Source organism: Streptomyces sp. L2, assembly GCF_004124325.1.
Lineage (GTDB): Bacteria > Actinomycetota > Actinomycetes > Streptomycetales > Streptomycetaceae > Streptomyces.
In genome coordinates this window covers 1,383,086-1,398,926 of record NZ_QBDT01000001.1, presented here as the reverse complement: position 1 = coordinate 1,398,926, position 15,841 = coordinate 1,383,086, and the positions used below count along the sequence as shown (strand labels likewise).

At 69.2% G+C, this 15,841-nt stretch carries 6 protein-coding genes and 1 pseudogene; 5 read left to right on the top strand and 2 right to left on the bottom strand.

The features are described 5' to 3' along the window. Positions 1-230: 230 nt before the first annotated feature. Positions 231-1,760, bottom strand: coding sequence for a UDP-N-acetylglucosamine 1-carboxyvinyltransferase (locus DBP14_RS05955; protein WP_129305989.1), 1,530 nt, complete (start codon positions 1,758-1,760; stop codon positions 231-233). Positions 1,761-2,188: 428 nt separating this feature from the next. Here DBP14_RS05955 and acnA point away from each other — a divergent pair, with 428 nt between their 5' ends. From acnA to DBP14_RS05940, 3 genes and pseudogenes are all read left to right on the top strand, one after another. Continuing rightward, on the top strand, positions 2,189-4,906 hold the full coding sequence (gene acnA, locus DBP14_RS05950) for an aconitate hydratase AcnA (protein WP_129305988.1): 2,718 nt from the start codon (positions 2,189-2,191) through the stop codon (positions 4,904-4,906). A 249-nt stretch (positions 4,907-5,155) separates the two neighbouring features. After that, on the top strand, positions 5,156-5,539 hold the full coding sequence (locus DBP14_RS05945) for a peptidoglycan-binding protein (protein WP_129305987.1): 384 nt from the start codon (positions 5,156-5,158) through the stop codon (positions 5,537-5,539). A gap of 335 nt (positions 5,540-5,874) precedes the next feature. Beyond that, positions 5,875-9,143, top strand: a pseudogene (locus tag DBP14_RS05940) (GH92 family glycosyl hydrolase). Between the two features lie 78 nt (positions 9,144-9,221). Here the strand turns inward: DBP14_RS05940 and DBP14_RS05935 are convergent. Next, entirely contained in the window at positions 9,222-13,025 is a 3,804-nt protein-coding gene (locus tag DBP14_RS05935) for a GH92 family glycosyl hydrolase (protein ID WP_206739209.1), read from the bottom strand. A gap of 382 nt (positions 13,026-13,407) precedes the next feature. Here DBP14_RS05935 and ngcE point away from each other — a divergent pair, with 382 nt between their 5' ends. Together ngcE and DBP14_RS05925 are read left to right on the top strand one after the other, a co-directional pair. Then, positions 13,408-14,853 (top strand): N-acetylglucosamine/diacetylchitobiose ABC transporter substrate-binding protein, encoded by a 1,446-nt coding sequence (gene ngcE / locus DBP14_RS05930; RefSeq protein ID WP_129305986.1) that lies wholly within the window; start codon positions 13,408-13,410, stop codon positions 14,851-14,853. 60 nt (positions 14,854-14,913) lie between these two features. Continuing rightward, a complete protein-coding gene (locus tag DBP14_RS05925) occupies positions 14,914-15,840 on the top strand; it encodes a sugar ABC transporter permease (RefSeq protein ID WP_129305985.1) in 927 nt (308 codons plus the stop codon). Position 15,841 lies beyond the last annotated feature (1 nt).

Sequence of the window (15,841 nt, the reverse complement as noted above, 5' to 3'; positions counted from 1 at the left end):
ATCCGGGCCCCCTTCAACCCGTATGCCGATTTGCCATTGTTCGGGCGCTGTAACGAGGCGGTCCAGCGAACCCGCACGCTGGAAGGCCGGATCCTGTTCGTCATCCGCGCGCCGGCGGTCACGGACAACCTCTGCCGGGCTCGCCGCAGGCGTGACGTCCCAGAGAGGCCGCCGACCTCGTCCTGGCCCGCTGAACAGCAGGTCGGACAGAGTGCGGCGGCATCCCCGCGTCAAATGTCCCGGAAGATCTCGATCTGCGCCCCGATCGAGTTCAGGCGTTCCGCCAGGTCCTCGTAGCCGCGGTTGATGACGTAGACGTTGCGCAGGACGGACGTGCCTTCAGCGGCCATCATCGCCAGCAGGACGACCACCGCGGGGCGGAGGGCCGGGGGGCACATCATCTCGGCCGCGCGCCAGCGGGTCGGGCCCTCGACCAGGACGCGGTGGGGGTCCAGCAGCTGCAGGCGGCCGCCGAGGCGGTTGAGGTCGGTCAGGTAGATCGCCCGGTTGTCGTAGACCCAGTCGTGGATCAGCGTCTTGCCCTGGGCCACCGCCGCGATCGCCGCGAAGAACGGGACGTTGTCGATGTTCAGGCCAGGGAAGGGCATGGGGTGGATCTTGTCGATCGGGGCTTCCAGCTTGGAGGGGCGGACCGTGAGGTCGACCAGCCGGGTGCGGCCGTTGTCGGCGACGTACTCCGGGGTGCGGTCGTGGTCCAGGCCCATCTCCTCCAGGACCGCCAGCTCGATCTCCAGGAACTCGATGGGGACGCGACGCACCGTCAGCTCCGACTCCGTCACCACGGCCGCCGCGAGCAGGCTCATCGCCTCGACCGGGTCCTCGGAGGGGGAGTAGTCGACGTCGGCGTCGATGTTCGGCACGCCGTGCACGGTGAGCGTCGTGGTGCCGATGCCCTCGACGCGGACCCCGAGCGCCTCCAGGAAGAAGCACAGGTCCTGGACCATGTAGTTGGAGGAGGCGTTGCGGATGACGGTCACGCCGTCGTGGCGGGCCGCCGCCAGCAGCGCGTTCTCCGTCACCGTGTCGCCCCGCTCGGTCAGCACGATCGGGCGGTCCGGGCGGACCGAGCGGTCCACGACCGCGTGGTACTGGCCCTCGGTCGCCGCGACCTCCAGGCCGAAGCGGCGCAGCGCGATCATGTGCGGCTCGATCGTCCGCGTGCCCAGGTCGCAGCCGCCGGCGTACGGCAGCTTGAAGTGGTCCACGCGGTGCAGCAGGGGGCCGAGGAACATGATGATCGAGCGGGTGCGGACCGCCGCCTCCGCGTCGATCGCCGGCATGTCCAGCTCGGCCGGCGGCACCAGCTCCAGGTCGACCCCGCCGTTGATCCAGCGGGTGCGGACACCGATGGAGGACAGTACCTCCAGAAGGCGGTACACCTCCTCGATGCGGGCCACCCGGCGCAGGACCGTACGGCCCTTGTTCAGCAGCGAGGCGCACAGCAGGGCGACACACGCGTTCTTGCTGGTCTTGACGTCGATGGCGCCGGACAGCCGGCGGCCGCCGACGACCCGCAGATGCATCGGGCCCGCGTAGCCCAGCGACACGATCTCGCTGTCCAGGGCTTCACCGATTCGGGCGATCATCTCAAGACTGATGTTCTGGTTGCCGCGCTCGATGCGATTGACGGCGCTCTGGCTGGTGCCGAGTGCCTCCGCGAGCTGCGCCTGTGTCCAGCCCCGGTGTTGCCGGGCGTCACGGATGAGCCTGCCGATGCGTACGAGGTAGTCGTCTGCCATGGCGTTGAGGCTATCTCAGATATGAGATGGCGCCCGTTGGGGGGTCCGTTCGAGTGACGTAGTGTCACCGGGTAAGGGATTCACGGGGAATGTTCGAAATACTCCTCATTTCGTCCCACGTCACCCGTTGTTGCGGGTTCCCTCGCCGCCGAGCCGAAACCGCCCCTTCGCGGGGTTCCTGGAGCGCCTCGCCATCGCCCCCGCTGTGGTCCACGCCACCGGCGAAACCGCACCCCCGGGCCCGGTCGGGCATGACCATCCAGCCCCCATGTACTAGAGTTATCTCGACATCGAGATATCTGCCGAGGCGCACCGTAGCCGCCCGCTGGGTAAGGGTAGCCTAACTTAGCCTTACCTTACTGGTTCGGCCAGGCCGGCGTGGCGGCACGATGGACGGTGGTAGGCGCACATCAATGAAGGAGACTGTCGTGTCGGCGAACAGCTTCGACGCCCGCAGCACGCTGCAGGTGGGCGGCGAGTCGTACGAGATCTTCCGGCTGGACAAGGTGGAGGGCTCGGCCCGGCTGCCGTACAGCCTCAAGGTCCTGCTGGAGAACCTGCTCCGCACGGAGGACGGCGCGAACATCACCGCCGACCACATCCGCGCCCTCGGTGGCTGGGACTCGCAGGCGCAGCCCAGCCAGGAGATCCAGTTCACGCCGGCCCGCGTGATCATGCAGGACTTCACCGGCGTGCCCTGCGTCGTGGACCTCGCGACCATGCGTGAGGCCGTGAAGGAGCTGGGCGGTGACCCGGCGAAGATCAACCCGCTCGCCCCGGCCGAGCTGGTCATCGACCACTCCGTCATCGCCGACAAGTTCGGCACCAACGACGCCTTCAAGCAGAACGTCGAGCTGGAGTACGGCCGCAACCGCGAGCGCTACCAGTTCCTGCGCTGGGGCCAGACCGCGTTCGACGAGTTCAAGGTCGTCCCGCCCGGCACCGGCATCGTCCACCAGGTCAACATCGAGCACCTGGCCCGCGTCGTCATGATCCGCGACGGCAAGGCGTACCCCGACACCCTGGTCGGCACCGACTCGCACACCACCATGGTCAACGGCCTCGGTGTCCTCGGCTGGGGCGTCGGCGGCATCGAGGCCGAGGCCGCCATGCTCGGCCAGCCGGTCTCCATGCTGATCCCGCGTGTCGTCGGCTTCAAGCTCACCGGCGAGCTGCCCACCGGCACCACCGCCACCGACCTGGTGCTCACCATCACCGAGATGCTGCGCAAGCACGGCGTCGTCGGCAAGTTCGTCGAGTTCTACGGCGAGGGCGTGGCCGCCACCTCCCTCGCCAACCGCGCCACCATCGGCAACATGTCGCCGGAGTTCGGCTCCACCGCCGCGATCTTCCCGGTCGACGACGAGACGCTGAAGTACCTGCGCCTGACCGGCCGCTCCGAGCAGCAGGTCGCCCTGGTCGAGGCGTACGCCAAGGAGCAGGGCCTCTGGCTGGACCCGAAGGCCGAGCCCGACTTCTCCGAGAAGCTGGAGCTGGACCTGTCGACGGTCGTCCCGTCGATCGCCGGCCCGAAGCGCCCGCAGGACCGCATCGTCCTCGCGAACGCCGCCGAGCAGTTCAAGCTGGACGTCCGCAACTACGTCGACGAGACCGACGAGGCGGGCAAGGAGTCCTTCCCGGCCTCCGACGCCCCGGCCAACCACCCGAACGGCGGCCCGTCCAACCCGGTCCCGGTCACCGCCCCCGACGGCACGACCTACGAGCTGGACCACGGTGCGGTGACGGTCGCGGCCATCACCTCCTGCACCAACACGTCCAACCCGTACGTCATGATCGGCGCCGCCCTGGTCGCCAAGAAGGCGGTCGAGAAGGGCCTCACCCGCAAGCCGTGGGTCAAGTCCACCCTCGCCCCGGGCTCGAAGGTCGTCACCGACTACTTCGAGAAGGCCGGCCTCACGCCGTACCTGGACAAGCTCGGCTTCAACCTCGTCGGTTACGGCTGCACCACCTGCATCGGCAACTCCGGCCCGCTGCCGGAGGAGGTCTCCAAGGCCGTCAACGACCACGACCTCGCCGTCACCTCGGTCCTCTCCGGCAACCGGAACTTCGAGGGCCGTATCAACCCCGACGTCAAGATGAACTACCTGGCCTCCCCGCCGCTGGTCGTCGCGTACGCCATCGCGGGCTCCATGAAGGTGGACATCACCCGCGAGGCCCTGGGCACCGACCAGGACGGCAACCCGGTCTACCTGAAGGACATCTGGCCCACCGAGGCCGAGGTCAACGACGTCGTGGCCGGCGCCATCGGCGAGGACATGTTCAGCAAGTCCTACTCCGACGTCTTCGCGGGCGACGCCCAGTGGCAGGCGCTGCCGATCCCGACCGGCGACACCTTCGAGTGGGACGGCGAGTCCACCTACGTCCGCAAGCCCCCGTACTTCGAGGGCATGGGCATGGAGCCGGCCCCGGTCGAGGACATCTCCGGCGCCCGCGTGCTCGCCAAGCTGGGCGACTCGGTCACCACCGACCACATCTCCCCGGCCGGCGCGATCAAGGCCGACACCCCGGCGGGCAAGTACCTGACGGAGCACGGCGTCGAGCGCCGCGACTTCAACAGCTACGGCTCGCGCCGCGGCAACCACGAGATCATGATCCGTGGCACGTTCGCCAACATCCGCCTGCGCAACCAGATCGCGCCGGGCACCGAGGGCGGCTACACCCGCGACTTCACCCAGGACGGCGGTCCGGTCTCCTTCATCTACGACGCCTCGCGCAACTACATCGAGCAGGGCATCCCGCTGGTCGTCCTGGCCGGCAAGGAGTACGGCTCCGGCTCGTCCCGCGACTGGGCGGCCAAGGGCACCGCGCTGCTCGGCGTGAAGGCGGCCATCGCCGAGTCGTACGAGCGCATCCACCGCTCGAACCTCATCGGCATGGGCGTGCTCCCGCTGCAGTTCCCGGAGGGCGCCACGGCCGACTCCCTCGGCCTGACCGGTGAGGAGACCTTCTCCATCAGCGGTGTCACCGAGCTGAACGAGGGCCGTACGCCGAGCACGGTCAAGGTCACCACCGACACCGGTGTCGAGTTCGACGCGGTCGTCCGCATCGACACCCCCGGTGAGGCCGACTACTACCGCAACGGCGGCATCCTGCAGTACGTGCTGCGCAGCCTGATCCGCAAGTAAGCGGTCCGGTCCGCCCAAGCAGGCGGTCCGGTACGGCAGTTGTCGAGGGCCGCATCCCCACCCGGGGGTGCGGCCCTCGGCCGTACCTGTGCCAAGCCGTCGGGTCTACCGCGGAAGTTGCAGACCGCTCGCCCTTACCGTGCTGGTTCGACGGCGACGTCAACTCCCCGCCGGATTCGCGGCGGGCGCGGGACCCGTAGGTTTCCGGGTGTCAGAACGACACCGATCACGGCCACAGGGGGAAACCGCATGCGCATCCGGAACGCACGCACGAAGCTGGGCGTCGTCGCCGCCATGGGCCTGTTGGGCATCGGCGCGTCCGTCGTGCCGGCCCAGGCGTCGACGTCCGCGCACTACGTCGGCTACGGCTATGCCAACAACAAGCACGCCGTCTGGTGCGTCCAGCACCTGACCAACGACGTGGCGCACGACCTGGGCAAGGGCCGGCCGCTGGCCGAGGACGGTATCTGGGGCAAGCACACCTACAACTGGGTGCGGTGGTTCCAGGGCGTCGAGGGCCTCAAGAAGGACGGCATCGTCGGCAAGGCCACCGGCGGCTACCTGCTGTACGCGGGGGACCAGTACTACGGGGGCGACAACTACTGCTACAAGTACCTGCCCAGCTACAACTGACAGGCCGCTCGTGGCGGACCCGGCGGCCTTCACAGGGCCGCCGGGTCCGCGAGCCGGCCGGGCGAAGGGGCTCGGCCGGCTACGGCCGCCCGACCGGATGGTGCTGGCTTGTGGCCGCGAGGACCCGGGGAGGTGTCCTCGCGGAGCAGGCGGGGCGCGACAACGTTGTCTGACACTCTCGTTCCCGACTGTACCGCCTCAACCGACAACGATGTCAACCCAGTTCGTGCCCCACCCGCTCAAGGTCTTCCGCCCCGCCGCCGGCCCGGGTTACTGTCCCTGCGGCTTGTGTGACCCGTGGTGCGCGACCCGTCCGAAGGAGGAAGGGCCGCGTCATGCGTTTTCGACCCACGTCCCTGCTGCTGGCCGCGGTACTCGCGACCGGCGGCGCCACCCCCGCCCTCGCGGCGACGGCGGCACCACCACCGAAACCGGTCAAGGACCCGACGGCGTACGTCGATCCGCTGATCGGCACGAAGAACGGCGGCGACGTCTTCCCGGGCGCCGTCGTGCCCTTCGGCATGCTGTCCTGGAGCCCGGAGAACACCAGAGGCGACGCCACCCGCACCGCGGCGCCCGGCGGCTACCAGTACGACGCCACCCGGATCCGCGGCTTCAGCCTCACCCACATGTCCGGCACCGGCTGCGCCGGCGGCAGCGGCGACATCCCGTTCTTCCCGTACGCCGGCGCGGTCACCACCTCCCCGGCGAGCGACACCAAGGACGCCGTCTACGCCTCCGACTTCCGGCACGGTGACGAGAAGGCCGAGCCCGGCCACTACCGGGTCGGCCTGGCCTCCGGGTCACCGCCGACCTCACCGCGACCGCGCGCACCGGCTCCGCCCGCTTCACCTTCCCCGAGGACAAGCCCGCCTCGCTGCTGATCCGCACCGCCAACTCCGAGGTCGGCTCGGAGAATTCGACCGTCAGCATCGACCCGAGGACGCGGACCGTCTCGGGCTCCGTCACCTCCGGGAACTTCTGCGGCTACCTCGACCCCGAGGGCCAGCGCTCCTACTACACCCTGTACTTCACCGCCCACTTCGACCGCGCCTTCACCGCTCACGGCACCTGGCAGGACGACACGGTCAGCCCCGGGTCGAGCACGGCGTCCGGCGGCACCGGGGGCTTCTCGCACGGCGGGCGGCCCGTCGCCGGCAAGGGCGTCGGAGGCTATGTCCAGTTCGCGCCCGGTACCGGCCCGGTGGGCGTCAAGGTCGGCATCTCCTACGTCAGCGAGCGGGCCGCCGAGGCCAACCTCAAGGCCGAGAACCCGAAGGGCCGTTCCTTCGGCGCGGTCGAGAACGCCGCCCGCCGGGCCTGGCGCGAACGCCTGGGCGCGATCCGGGTCGGCGGCGGCACGGACGCCGAGCGCACCACCTTCTACACCGCCCTCTACCACGCCCTGCTGCACCCGAACGTGATCAGCGACGCCGACGGCCGCTACCGGGGCAGCGACGGCGAGGTGCACCGGGTGGGCCACGGCCACCGCGCCCAGTACGGCACCTTCTCCGGCTGGGACGTCTACCGCGACCAGGTCCAGCTGCTCACCCTCCTCGACCCGCGCACCGGCTCCGACATCGCGCAGTCGCTGTACGAGCTGGCGCGGCAGAACGGCGGCACCTGGGACCGCTGGCTGCACGGCGCGAGCGGCACGCACGTCATGAACGGCGACCCCTCACCGACCGCGCTGGCCGGCATCCGCGCCTTCGGCGGCACCGGCTTCGACCTGAAGGGCGCCCTGCACTCCCTGGTGAAGGCGGCGACCGTGCCGACGGCGGCGGACCTGTCCCCGGCCGGCAAGCCGGTGCTGTCGGCGGGCCAGCGGCCCTCGCTCGACAAGTACCTGAAGCTGCGCTACATGCCGAGCGTCTCCAACGCCTGGGGCGGCGCCGCCGAGACCCTGGAGATGTCCACCGCGGACTTCTCCCTGTCCCAACTGGCCGCCGCGGCGGGGGAGAAGGGGACGGCGGCCACCTTCGCCCGGCGCGCCCAGTGGTGGCAGAACAACTTCGACATCGCGGCCGACCCGGGCGGCGGGTACATCGCCAACCGCAAGGCCGACGGCAGCTGGGTGACCGGCTTCACCCCGGACACCGGCAACGGCTTCGTCGAGGGCACTGCGGCCCAGTACACCTGGATGGTCCAGCACAACCCGGCCGGTCTGTTCGCGGCGATGGGCGGCACCGGCAAGGCACTCGCCCGCCTCGACACCTTCTTCCACAACGCCGACGGCAGCTGGGCGTTCAGCGGCAGCGGCGGCACCAAGTCCGGGATGGACAACGAGCCGTCCATCAACGTGCCCTACCTGTACGACTACGCGGGCGCCCCCTACAAGACGCAGGAGACGGTCCGCGCGGCCATGGGCACGCTGTGGTCCACCGAGCCCGGCGGCATCCCCGGCAACGACGACCTCGGCGCCATGTCGGCCTGGTACGTCTTCTCCGCGCTCGGCATGTACCCGCAGGTGCCCTCCCGGGCCGAACTGGTCCTGGCCTCACCGCTGTTCGAGCGGGTGGAGATCCACCGTCCGCACGGCAACGACATCTCGATCCGCGCCGCGGGAGCCGCGGCCGACGCGCCGTACATCCACTCGCTGCGCGTCAACGGCCGTAGCAGCGACCGGCCGTGGCTGCCCGCCTCCTTCGTCCGGGACGGCGGCCGGCTCGACTACACCCTGTCCACCACCCCCGACCGCACCTGGGGCGCGGACGCCCCGCCGCCGTCCTTCCGGCAGGGCGAGCAGCCGTACCAGATCGGTGTCGGCCCCACGTCCGCCACGCTCGCACCCGGCGACAGCACGAAGATCGCCATCCGCGCGCTGTCCATGGGCGGCGGCACCGGCCCGGAGGTGCGGTTCCACGTCCGGACGCCGGCCGGCGTCACGGCCACGCCCGCCGAGGGCACGGTGTCCGACGGCTCGCGGCAGATCACCCTCACCGCCGCCGCGGACGCCCCCCAGGGCTTCTACGACGCCGAGGTGAGCGTGACCTCCGGCGACAGCTCCTACCAGCAGCCCGTGTCGCTGACCGTGGCCGCCCCGGGCACGCTCCTCGCCGCCTACGACAACACCGGGATCTCCGACGACGACGGCGAACACGACGAGGCGGACTACGACGGCGGCGGCTGGAGCTACTCCCGCCAGGCCCTCGCCGCGGCCGGCCTCGCCGCGGGCGGCCACGGTACGGTCCACGGGCTCGGCTTCACCTGGCCCGACTCGCCCGCCGGCCGCCCGGACAACGCCTCCGCGACCGGCCAGACCATCCGACTGAGCAAGCCCGCGAGCGCGTTGTCCTTCATCGGCAGCGCGGTCAACGGCAACCAGCAGGCCAAGGCCACCGTCACCTACACCGACGGCACGACCGCCACCGCCGACCTCTCCTTCACCGACTGGACCGTCGGCGGCGGGGGCGGCACCGTCCAGTACGGCAACGAGGTCGTCGCCAAGACCGCGTACCGCAATGTCGCGGGCGCCGGCAAGGACCCGGTGGCCACCTACGTCTTCGCCACCGAGCCGTTCACCGCACCGGCCGGCAAGACCATCGCGAGCGTACGCCTCCCGGGCAACGGCGATCTGCACGTCTTCACCCTCGCCACCGACTGACCCGGACGCGCAGTCGATCCGGACACACGAGAGGGGGGCGGGCCCGATTCGGGCCCGCCCCCCTTCGCCGTCCTCCGGTCAGCCCAGCAGCTCCACCTCCGCCAGCGTCGCCGAACCGTCCAGCACCAGGCGGTACTTGGCGTACGAGCCCGGGTGCGCGATGGTGAACGCCCTGGTCTGCCGGTCCCAGCGGAACGATTCACCGGAGCGCTGGTCCAGCGTGTGCCAGGCCGTGCCGTCCGTGGAGCCCTGCAGCGTCCAGCCGGCCGGCGCCTTGGTGTGGTCGGCCGACGAGGTCAGGGTGTACTGCACGGGCTTCGCCGTACCGGCCACCGGCAGGTCCACCGAGGTCACCGTCGAGTCGGTCGCCGACGTGTTGTCGAACAGGGCGCCCGGACCGCTCAGCAGGTCCGCGCGCGGGGCGGGCACCTTGTCGTCCCGGGTGATGGAGACGGGCGCCGCGTCCTTGCCCGTGCCCCACGACGACGGCCTGGAGCCCATGGAGAACTCGATGGTGCCGCCCTTGGCCAGCAGCGAGTGGGGGAGCGAGGCCTTGGTCCACCGGTGCCCGTCGACCTTCACGCCCTGCACGTAGATGTTCTTCGCGCTGTTCCGCGGCGCCTTGATGACCAGGTCATGGCCGTTCTCCAGGTGCACGGTCGCCTTCTTGAACAGCGGGGAGCCGATCGCGTACTCGCCGCTGCCCATGACGAGCGGGTAGAAGCCGAGCGAGGAGAACAGGTACCAGGCCGACTGCTCGCCGTTGTCCTCGTCGCCGTGGTAGCCCTGGCCTATCTCGCTGCCCACGTACAGCCGGGACAGCACCTCGCGGACCTTCGCCTGCGCCTTCCAGGGCTCGCCGGCCGCGTCGTACATGTAGATCACGTGGTGCGCGACCTGGTTGGAGTGGCCGTACTGGCCCATCCGCACGTCCCGCGCCTCGGTCATCTCGTGGATGACACCGCCGTAGGAGCCGACGTACTCCGGGGAGGCCGTCTCCGGGGTGGCGAAGTACTCGTCGAGCTTGTCACCGAGGCCCTTGCGGCCGCCGTACAGGTTGGCCAGGCCCCGGCTGTCCTGCGGGGCGGTGAAGGCGTAGCCCCAGCCGTCGGTCTCCGTGTAGTCGTAGCCCCACACGCGCGGGTCGTACTTCGCGGAGTCCACGCGCCAGTCGCCCTTGGCGTCGCGGCCCTGGAAGAAGCCCGCCTTGGGGTCGAACATCTTGACGTAGTCCTGCGCCCGGTTGAGGAAGTACTCCGACTCCTCCTGGTAGTGCTTCTCGCCGGTCTTCTTGTAGAGGGCCGCGCCCATCCGCGCGATGCCGTAGTCGTTGACGTAGCCCTCCATCGCCCAGGACAGGCCCTCGCCGGTGGCGGTGCTGGTGTAGCCGAGGAAGGGCGAGGTGCTCATGCCCTTGCGGCCGACGCCGGACGACGGGGGCACGACGGTGGCGTTCTTCAGCGCCGCGTCGTAGGCCGCCTTCGCGTCCATGTGCACGCCCTTGACGTAGGCGTCGGCGAACGCCACGTCCGAGGAGGTGCCGGTCATCAGGTCGGCGTAGCCGGGGGAGGACCAGCGGGAGGTCCAGCCGCCGTCCTTGTACTGCTGCACGAAGCCGTCGACCATCTCGCCGGCCTGGGACGGCGTGAACAGCGAGTACGCCGGCCAGGTGGTCCGGTAGGTGTCCCAGAAGCCGTTGTTGACGTACACCGTGCCATCGACGATCTTCGCCCCGGTGTGCGTGGCCGTGTCCGGCCCGGTCATCGGGGAGAACGGCGAGGCGTACCGGTCCTTGCCGCCGACCTTCTCGAAGCCGGAGTTGGGGTACAGGTACAGCCGGTACATGCTGGAGTACAGCGTGGTCAGCTGGTCCGGGGTCGCGCCCTGCACCTCGACCTTGCCCAGCAGGCGGTCCCAGGTGCGCTGGGCGCGGTGCTTCACGGTGTCGAAGGAGGTGCCTCCGGGGATCTCCTGGCGGAGGTTGTCCTTTGCCTGGTCGACGCTGATCAGGGAGGTGGCCAGGCGCAGGGTGACCGTGTGGTCCGCGCCCGTGTCGAAGCGCATCCAGCCCTTGACGCCGCCCGAGTCGCCGCCGGTCACCGGCTTGTCGAAGACGCCGTAGACGAACAGCCTGGTGGCGCCCGTGGACAGCCCGGACTTCACGTCCGAGTAGCCGGTGACGATGCCGTGCTCCTTGTCCAGGGTCAGTCCGGCCTGGTCGGTGACGTTGTCGAAGACGACGCTCGCGTTGTCGCCCGGGTAGGTGAAGCGCAGGGCCGCCGCGTGGTCGGTGGGCGCCATCTCCGCCTTCAGGCCGTTCTCGAACCGCACGCCGTAGTAGTACGGCCGCGCGGTCTCGTTCTCGTGCCGGAAGGCCAGCGCCCGCGCGTCCCGGCCGGTGTCCGGGGCACCGGCGGCGGCGGACGGCATCAGCTGGAACGTCTGCCGGTCACCCATCCAGGGGCTCGGCTCGTGGCTCGCGCTGAACGCCTGGATCGTCGGCAGGTTGTCGTCGTTGTTCGCGCGCGCGTACTCGTACAGCCAGCTCAGCGAGGACGCGTTGGTCACCGGCGTCCAGAAGTTGAAGCCGTGCGGCAGCGCCGTCGCCGGGAAGTTGTTGCCGCGCGAGAAGCTGCCGCTGGAGTTGGTCCCGCGCGTGGTCAGCACGTAGTCCGACAGGTGCGCCTTGGGCCGTTCGGGCGCCATCCGCTTCAGCGCCACGTCGTCGAGCCAGCCGCGGAACTTCGCCGGCCCCTCGGGGGAGTCGTACGCCAGCAGGATCCGGTCGACGGTCTTGCCGGCCGCCACCGAGCCGATCCCAGAGACCACGTCGTTCCACTGGTTGACGTACAGCACCTTCGCGTCGCCCTGGCCGCGCGGCGACAGCGGGAACCCGTGCTGGTCGGTCGCGCCCAGGTCGCTGAGGTAGGTGCCGTCGGTGAACGCCAGGTCGACGGAGACGTTCGTGGCGTCGTAGTCGCGGTCGCCGTCGGCCATCGCCGGGTAGATCCGGTACGACAGCCCGGTGTCGCGGTGGACCTTCACGTTGACGTCGAAGACCTTGTTGTACGAGTACGCCCGGCCGGTGGCCGTGTGCCGTCCGGCGTAGCGCAGGGCACGCTTTCCGGTGAATCCGGCCCGCGCCTTGGCCGTCGGGGAGCCGCTGGGCCCGTGGTCGACGAGCGACAGCATGTCCTCGGGTACGGGGTTGTCCGTGCCGCCGATGGAGAACTGCACGTCGGAGAGCTGCACGATGTTCGAGGCGCCGTTGTTCTTCGTGATGTCGAGCCGGAAGTGCTGGTACTCGGCCGGCTCGGCGAGGTCGTACGACTTCGTCTGGAACCGCTCGGCGAAGGTCTCGCCCGACCGGGTGTCGAGGGTCTTCCAGTCCTTGCCGTCCGTCGAGCCCTGGAGGGTCCAGTCCCTCGGGTCGCGCTCGGCGTAGTCGTTGGCCGAGGTGAGGGCGTACGTCTGGAGTTCGATGGGTTTGTCCAGGTCGAACTCGGCCCAGCCGGTGGGCTGGAACGTCAGCCACTTGGTGGCGGACTCTCCGTCGACGAGGTTCTCCTTCACCTCGCCGCCGCCGGTGTTCTCGCCGCTCGCCCGCACGTCGGTCACATGGTCGGTGACATTGCCGGGGATGCCGGTGCTGTAGCCGCCGTCCACGCCGGAGGCGCGCTTGGTGCCGTCCGGTCCGGTGTCGACGGTGTTCAGCCAGTCCGGAGCCGGATCGCCCGTCTCGAACGAGGAGGCGAACTGCTGGCCGGCCGCCGGGGCCCGCGCGGGCAGGGCCACCGCCGCGCCCTGGGCCCCGACGGCCATGACAAAGGCGGCCGTGATGACGACCGCCGGACTTCCTCTGTGCCGCGTTCTCCGCTGCATCTACGGATTCCCTCCCTGACCCTCGTCAGACAACGTTGTCAATGTGGGGCGCAGGAACCAGTAGGGAGTCAAGTGCCCGGCGATGTCAAGGTGTTGGCTGTGGCATTCAGGGGCCTATGTCGCGACTTTTTCCGGCCGGGGGCGCACAGCGCGTTCCTATGTCCGGGAGGTCTCAACTCGGAAAAGACCCGTCGCCAACCTTGCATTCGATCTTGCTCAGCTGGCGGGAAGTGGACTATACCTGTCGGCGTTTCCAGCGATTTCTTTCAGCGTGATGTCCCCGCAAGACCTGCACGACCTGCACGACCCAGCACTACCCGACCGCGGTGCCGGGGAGGATCCGGTTCACCGCCTGAGTCCTGGAGAAGGCGAGGACTTGAGCATGGGATCCACCTCGAACCACGGTGCCGAGGGCGTCGGCCGCCGTGATCTGATCAAGCGGTCCGCCGCGATCGGCCTGGTCGCGGCTCCTGGGATGAGCCTGCTGTCCGCCTGCGCGAGCGGCGGCGGCGACGGGCAGGACAAGGCGAAGGCGGGCAAGAAGACCGCCAAGAACCCGCTCGGCGTCAACGAGACCGCCAAGATGGAGTTCGTCCTGTTCGACGGCGGCTTCGGCAAGGAGTACGCCGAGGACGCCGTGAAGATCTACCAGAAGGACTTCCCGAAGGCCACGGTGAAGTTCTCCGCCACCCAGAAGATCCAGTCCACCCTCCAGCCCCGCTTCAACCAGGGCAACCCGCCGGACCTCATCGACAACTCCGGCGCCGAGCAGATGGACATGGGTGTCCTCGTCGGCAAGAAGCAGCTCGCGGACCTCACCCCGCTGCTCGACGCGCCGTCGTACGACGACCCGAAGAAGAAGGTCCGCGACACGCTGCGCCCCGGCATCGTCGAGATGGGCCAGTTCGACGGCGACCCCGTCTGGATCATGTACTACGCCTACACGGTGTACGGCGTCTGGTACTCGCAGAAGGCCCTGGACGACCTCGACGTGACGTACCCGGAGACCTGGGACGACATGCTCGCGGTCTGCGCGAAGGCCAAGAAGAAGGGCATCGCCGGCTGGACGTACGCGGGCAAGTACCCGTACTACATCCCCTTCTCGCTGTACCCGATGATCGCCAAGGTCGGCGGCCGCGAGGTGCTCGACGCCATCGACAACCTGGAGCCGAACGCCTGGAAGCACCCGGCCGTCAAGGCCTGTTTCGAGGCGTACTACGAGCTGTACAAGAAGGGCTACATCCTCAAGGGCACCCCCGGCCTTGACCACATCCAGTCCCAGGCCGCCTGGGCCAAGGGCAAGGCGCTGTTCATCCCGAACGGCTCCTGGGTGGAGAACGAGTCGGCGAACGTCATCCCCAAGGACTTCAACCTCGCGGTCTCCGCGCCCTCCGGCATCGACTCCTCCGACAAGATGCCCTTCGGTACCATCTGGGCCTCCGGCGGCGAGCCCTTCATCGTCCCGGCCAAGGCGGCGAACACCGAGGGCGGCATGGAGCAGCTGCGCATCATGCTCTCCGAGGCGTCCTCGAAGAACTTCACGTCCAAGGTGAAGTCGCTGACCGCGTACAACGGCGGCACCACCGACATCACCCTCACCCCCGGCCTGAAGTCGGGCGTCGCGGCCCTGGACAAGGCCGGATCCAACGTGGTGAATCCGCGCCTGCAGGACTGGTACGTGCAGCTCCAGAAGGAGAAGATCGGGGTGGCCGGCCTCGGCGAGATGATGGCCGGGCGCGCCACGCCGGCCGAGACCATCAAGAAGATCCAGGGCTACGCGGACGAGGCCGCGAAGGACACGTCGATCAAGCACTACAAGCACCAGTGACCCTCGTCTGAGGGCCCGTCACCAGCGGCAGCACCTGACCTAAGATCGGGGTCGGCAGTAATGCAGCACGGCAAGTACCGGTTCATCGTGGGGTTCCTCGCGGTTCCCCTCGGGCTGTACGCGCTCTTTGTCGTATGGCCCTTCATCCAGTCCATCTACTACTCGTTCACGGACTGGACGGGCCTGAGCCCCGATTTCAAGATGGTCGGCGTCGACAACTACAAGAGGATGTTCGACGACGACATCTTCTGGAAGTCGCTGGAGCACAGCCTCGTCTTCGCCCTCGTGCTGCCGCTGGTGACACTGAGTCTGGCGCTGTTCCTCGCCTTCATGATCAATGTGGGCGGGCGGCGCAGGAAGGGCGGACCCGTGATCTCCGGGGTCCGCGGTTCCTCGTTCTACAAGATCGTGTACTTCTTCCCGCAGGTGCTGTCGATCGCGATCGTCGCGGTGCTGTTCGAGAACGCGTACAACCCCGACAGCGGCGCCATCAACTCGTTCCTGCGCGGGATCGGCCTGGACAGCCTCCAGCCGCTCTGGCTCGGCTCCCCGAACCTGGCGCTGTGGTGCGTGATGGCGGTGCTGGTCTGGTCCACGGTCGGCTTCTTCGTCGTCCTGTTCTCGGCCGGCATGGCGTCCATCCCGGCCGACCTGTACGAGGCGGCGCTGCTGGACGGCGCGAGCCGCTTCACCACGTTCTTCCGCATCACCCTGCCGCTGCTGTGGGACACCGTGCAGTCCGGCTGGGTCTACATGGGCATCCTCGCCCTCGGCGCCGAGTCGTTCGCGGTCGTGCAGATCATGACGACCGGGCCGGGCGGCCCCGACTACTCGACCACCGTGCTGGTCCTGTACGTGTACCAGAAGGCGTTCCGGGACGGTCAGGCCGCCTACGCCACGACCATCGGCGTCGCCCTGCTCGTCGTCACGCTCGCGTTCGCCGCGATCGTGATGCGCCTGGGCCGTCGCGAGCGGCTGGAGTACTGAA

Bases quoted from the DNA above. Each gene is read 5' to 3' on its own strand.
- DBP14_RS05955 (WP_129305989.1), bottom strand. From the start codon at position 1,760: ATGGCAGACGACTACCTCGTACGCATCGGCAGGCTCATCCGTGACGCC.
- DBP14_RS05945 (WP_129305987.1), top strand. From the start codon at position 5,156: ATGCGCATCCGGAACGCACGCACGAAGCTGGGCGTCGTCGCCGCCATG.
- DBP14_RS05935 (WP_206739209.1), bottom strand. From the start codon at position 13,025: ATGCAGCGGAGAACGCGGCACAGAGGAAGTCCGGCGGTCGTCATCACG.
- ngcE (WP_129305986.1), top strand. From the start codon at position 13,408: ATGGGATCCACCTCGAACCACGGTGCCGAGGGCGTCGGCCGCCGTGAT.
- DBP14_RS05925 (WP_129305985.1), top strand. From the start codon at position 14,914: ATGCAGCACGGCAAGTACCGGTTCATCGTGGGGTTCCTCGCGGTTCCC.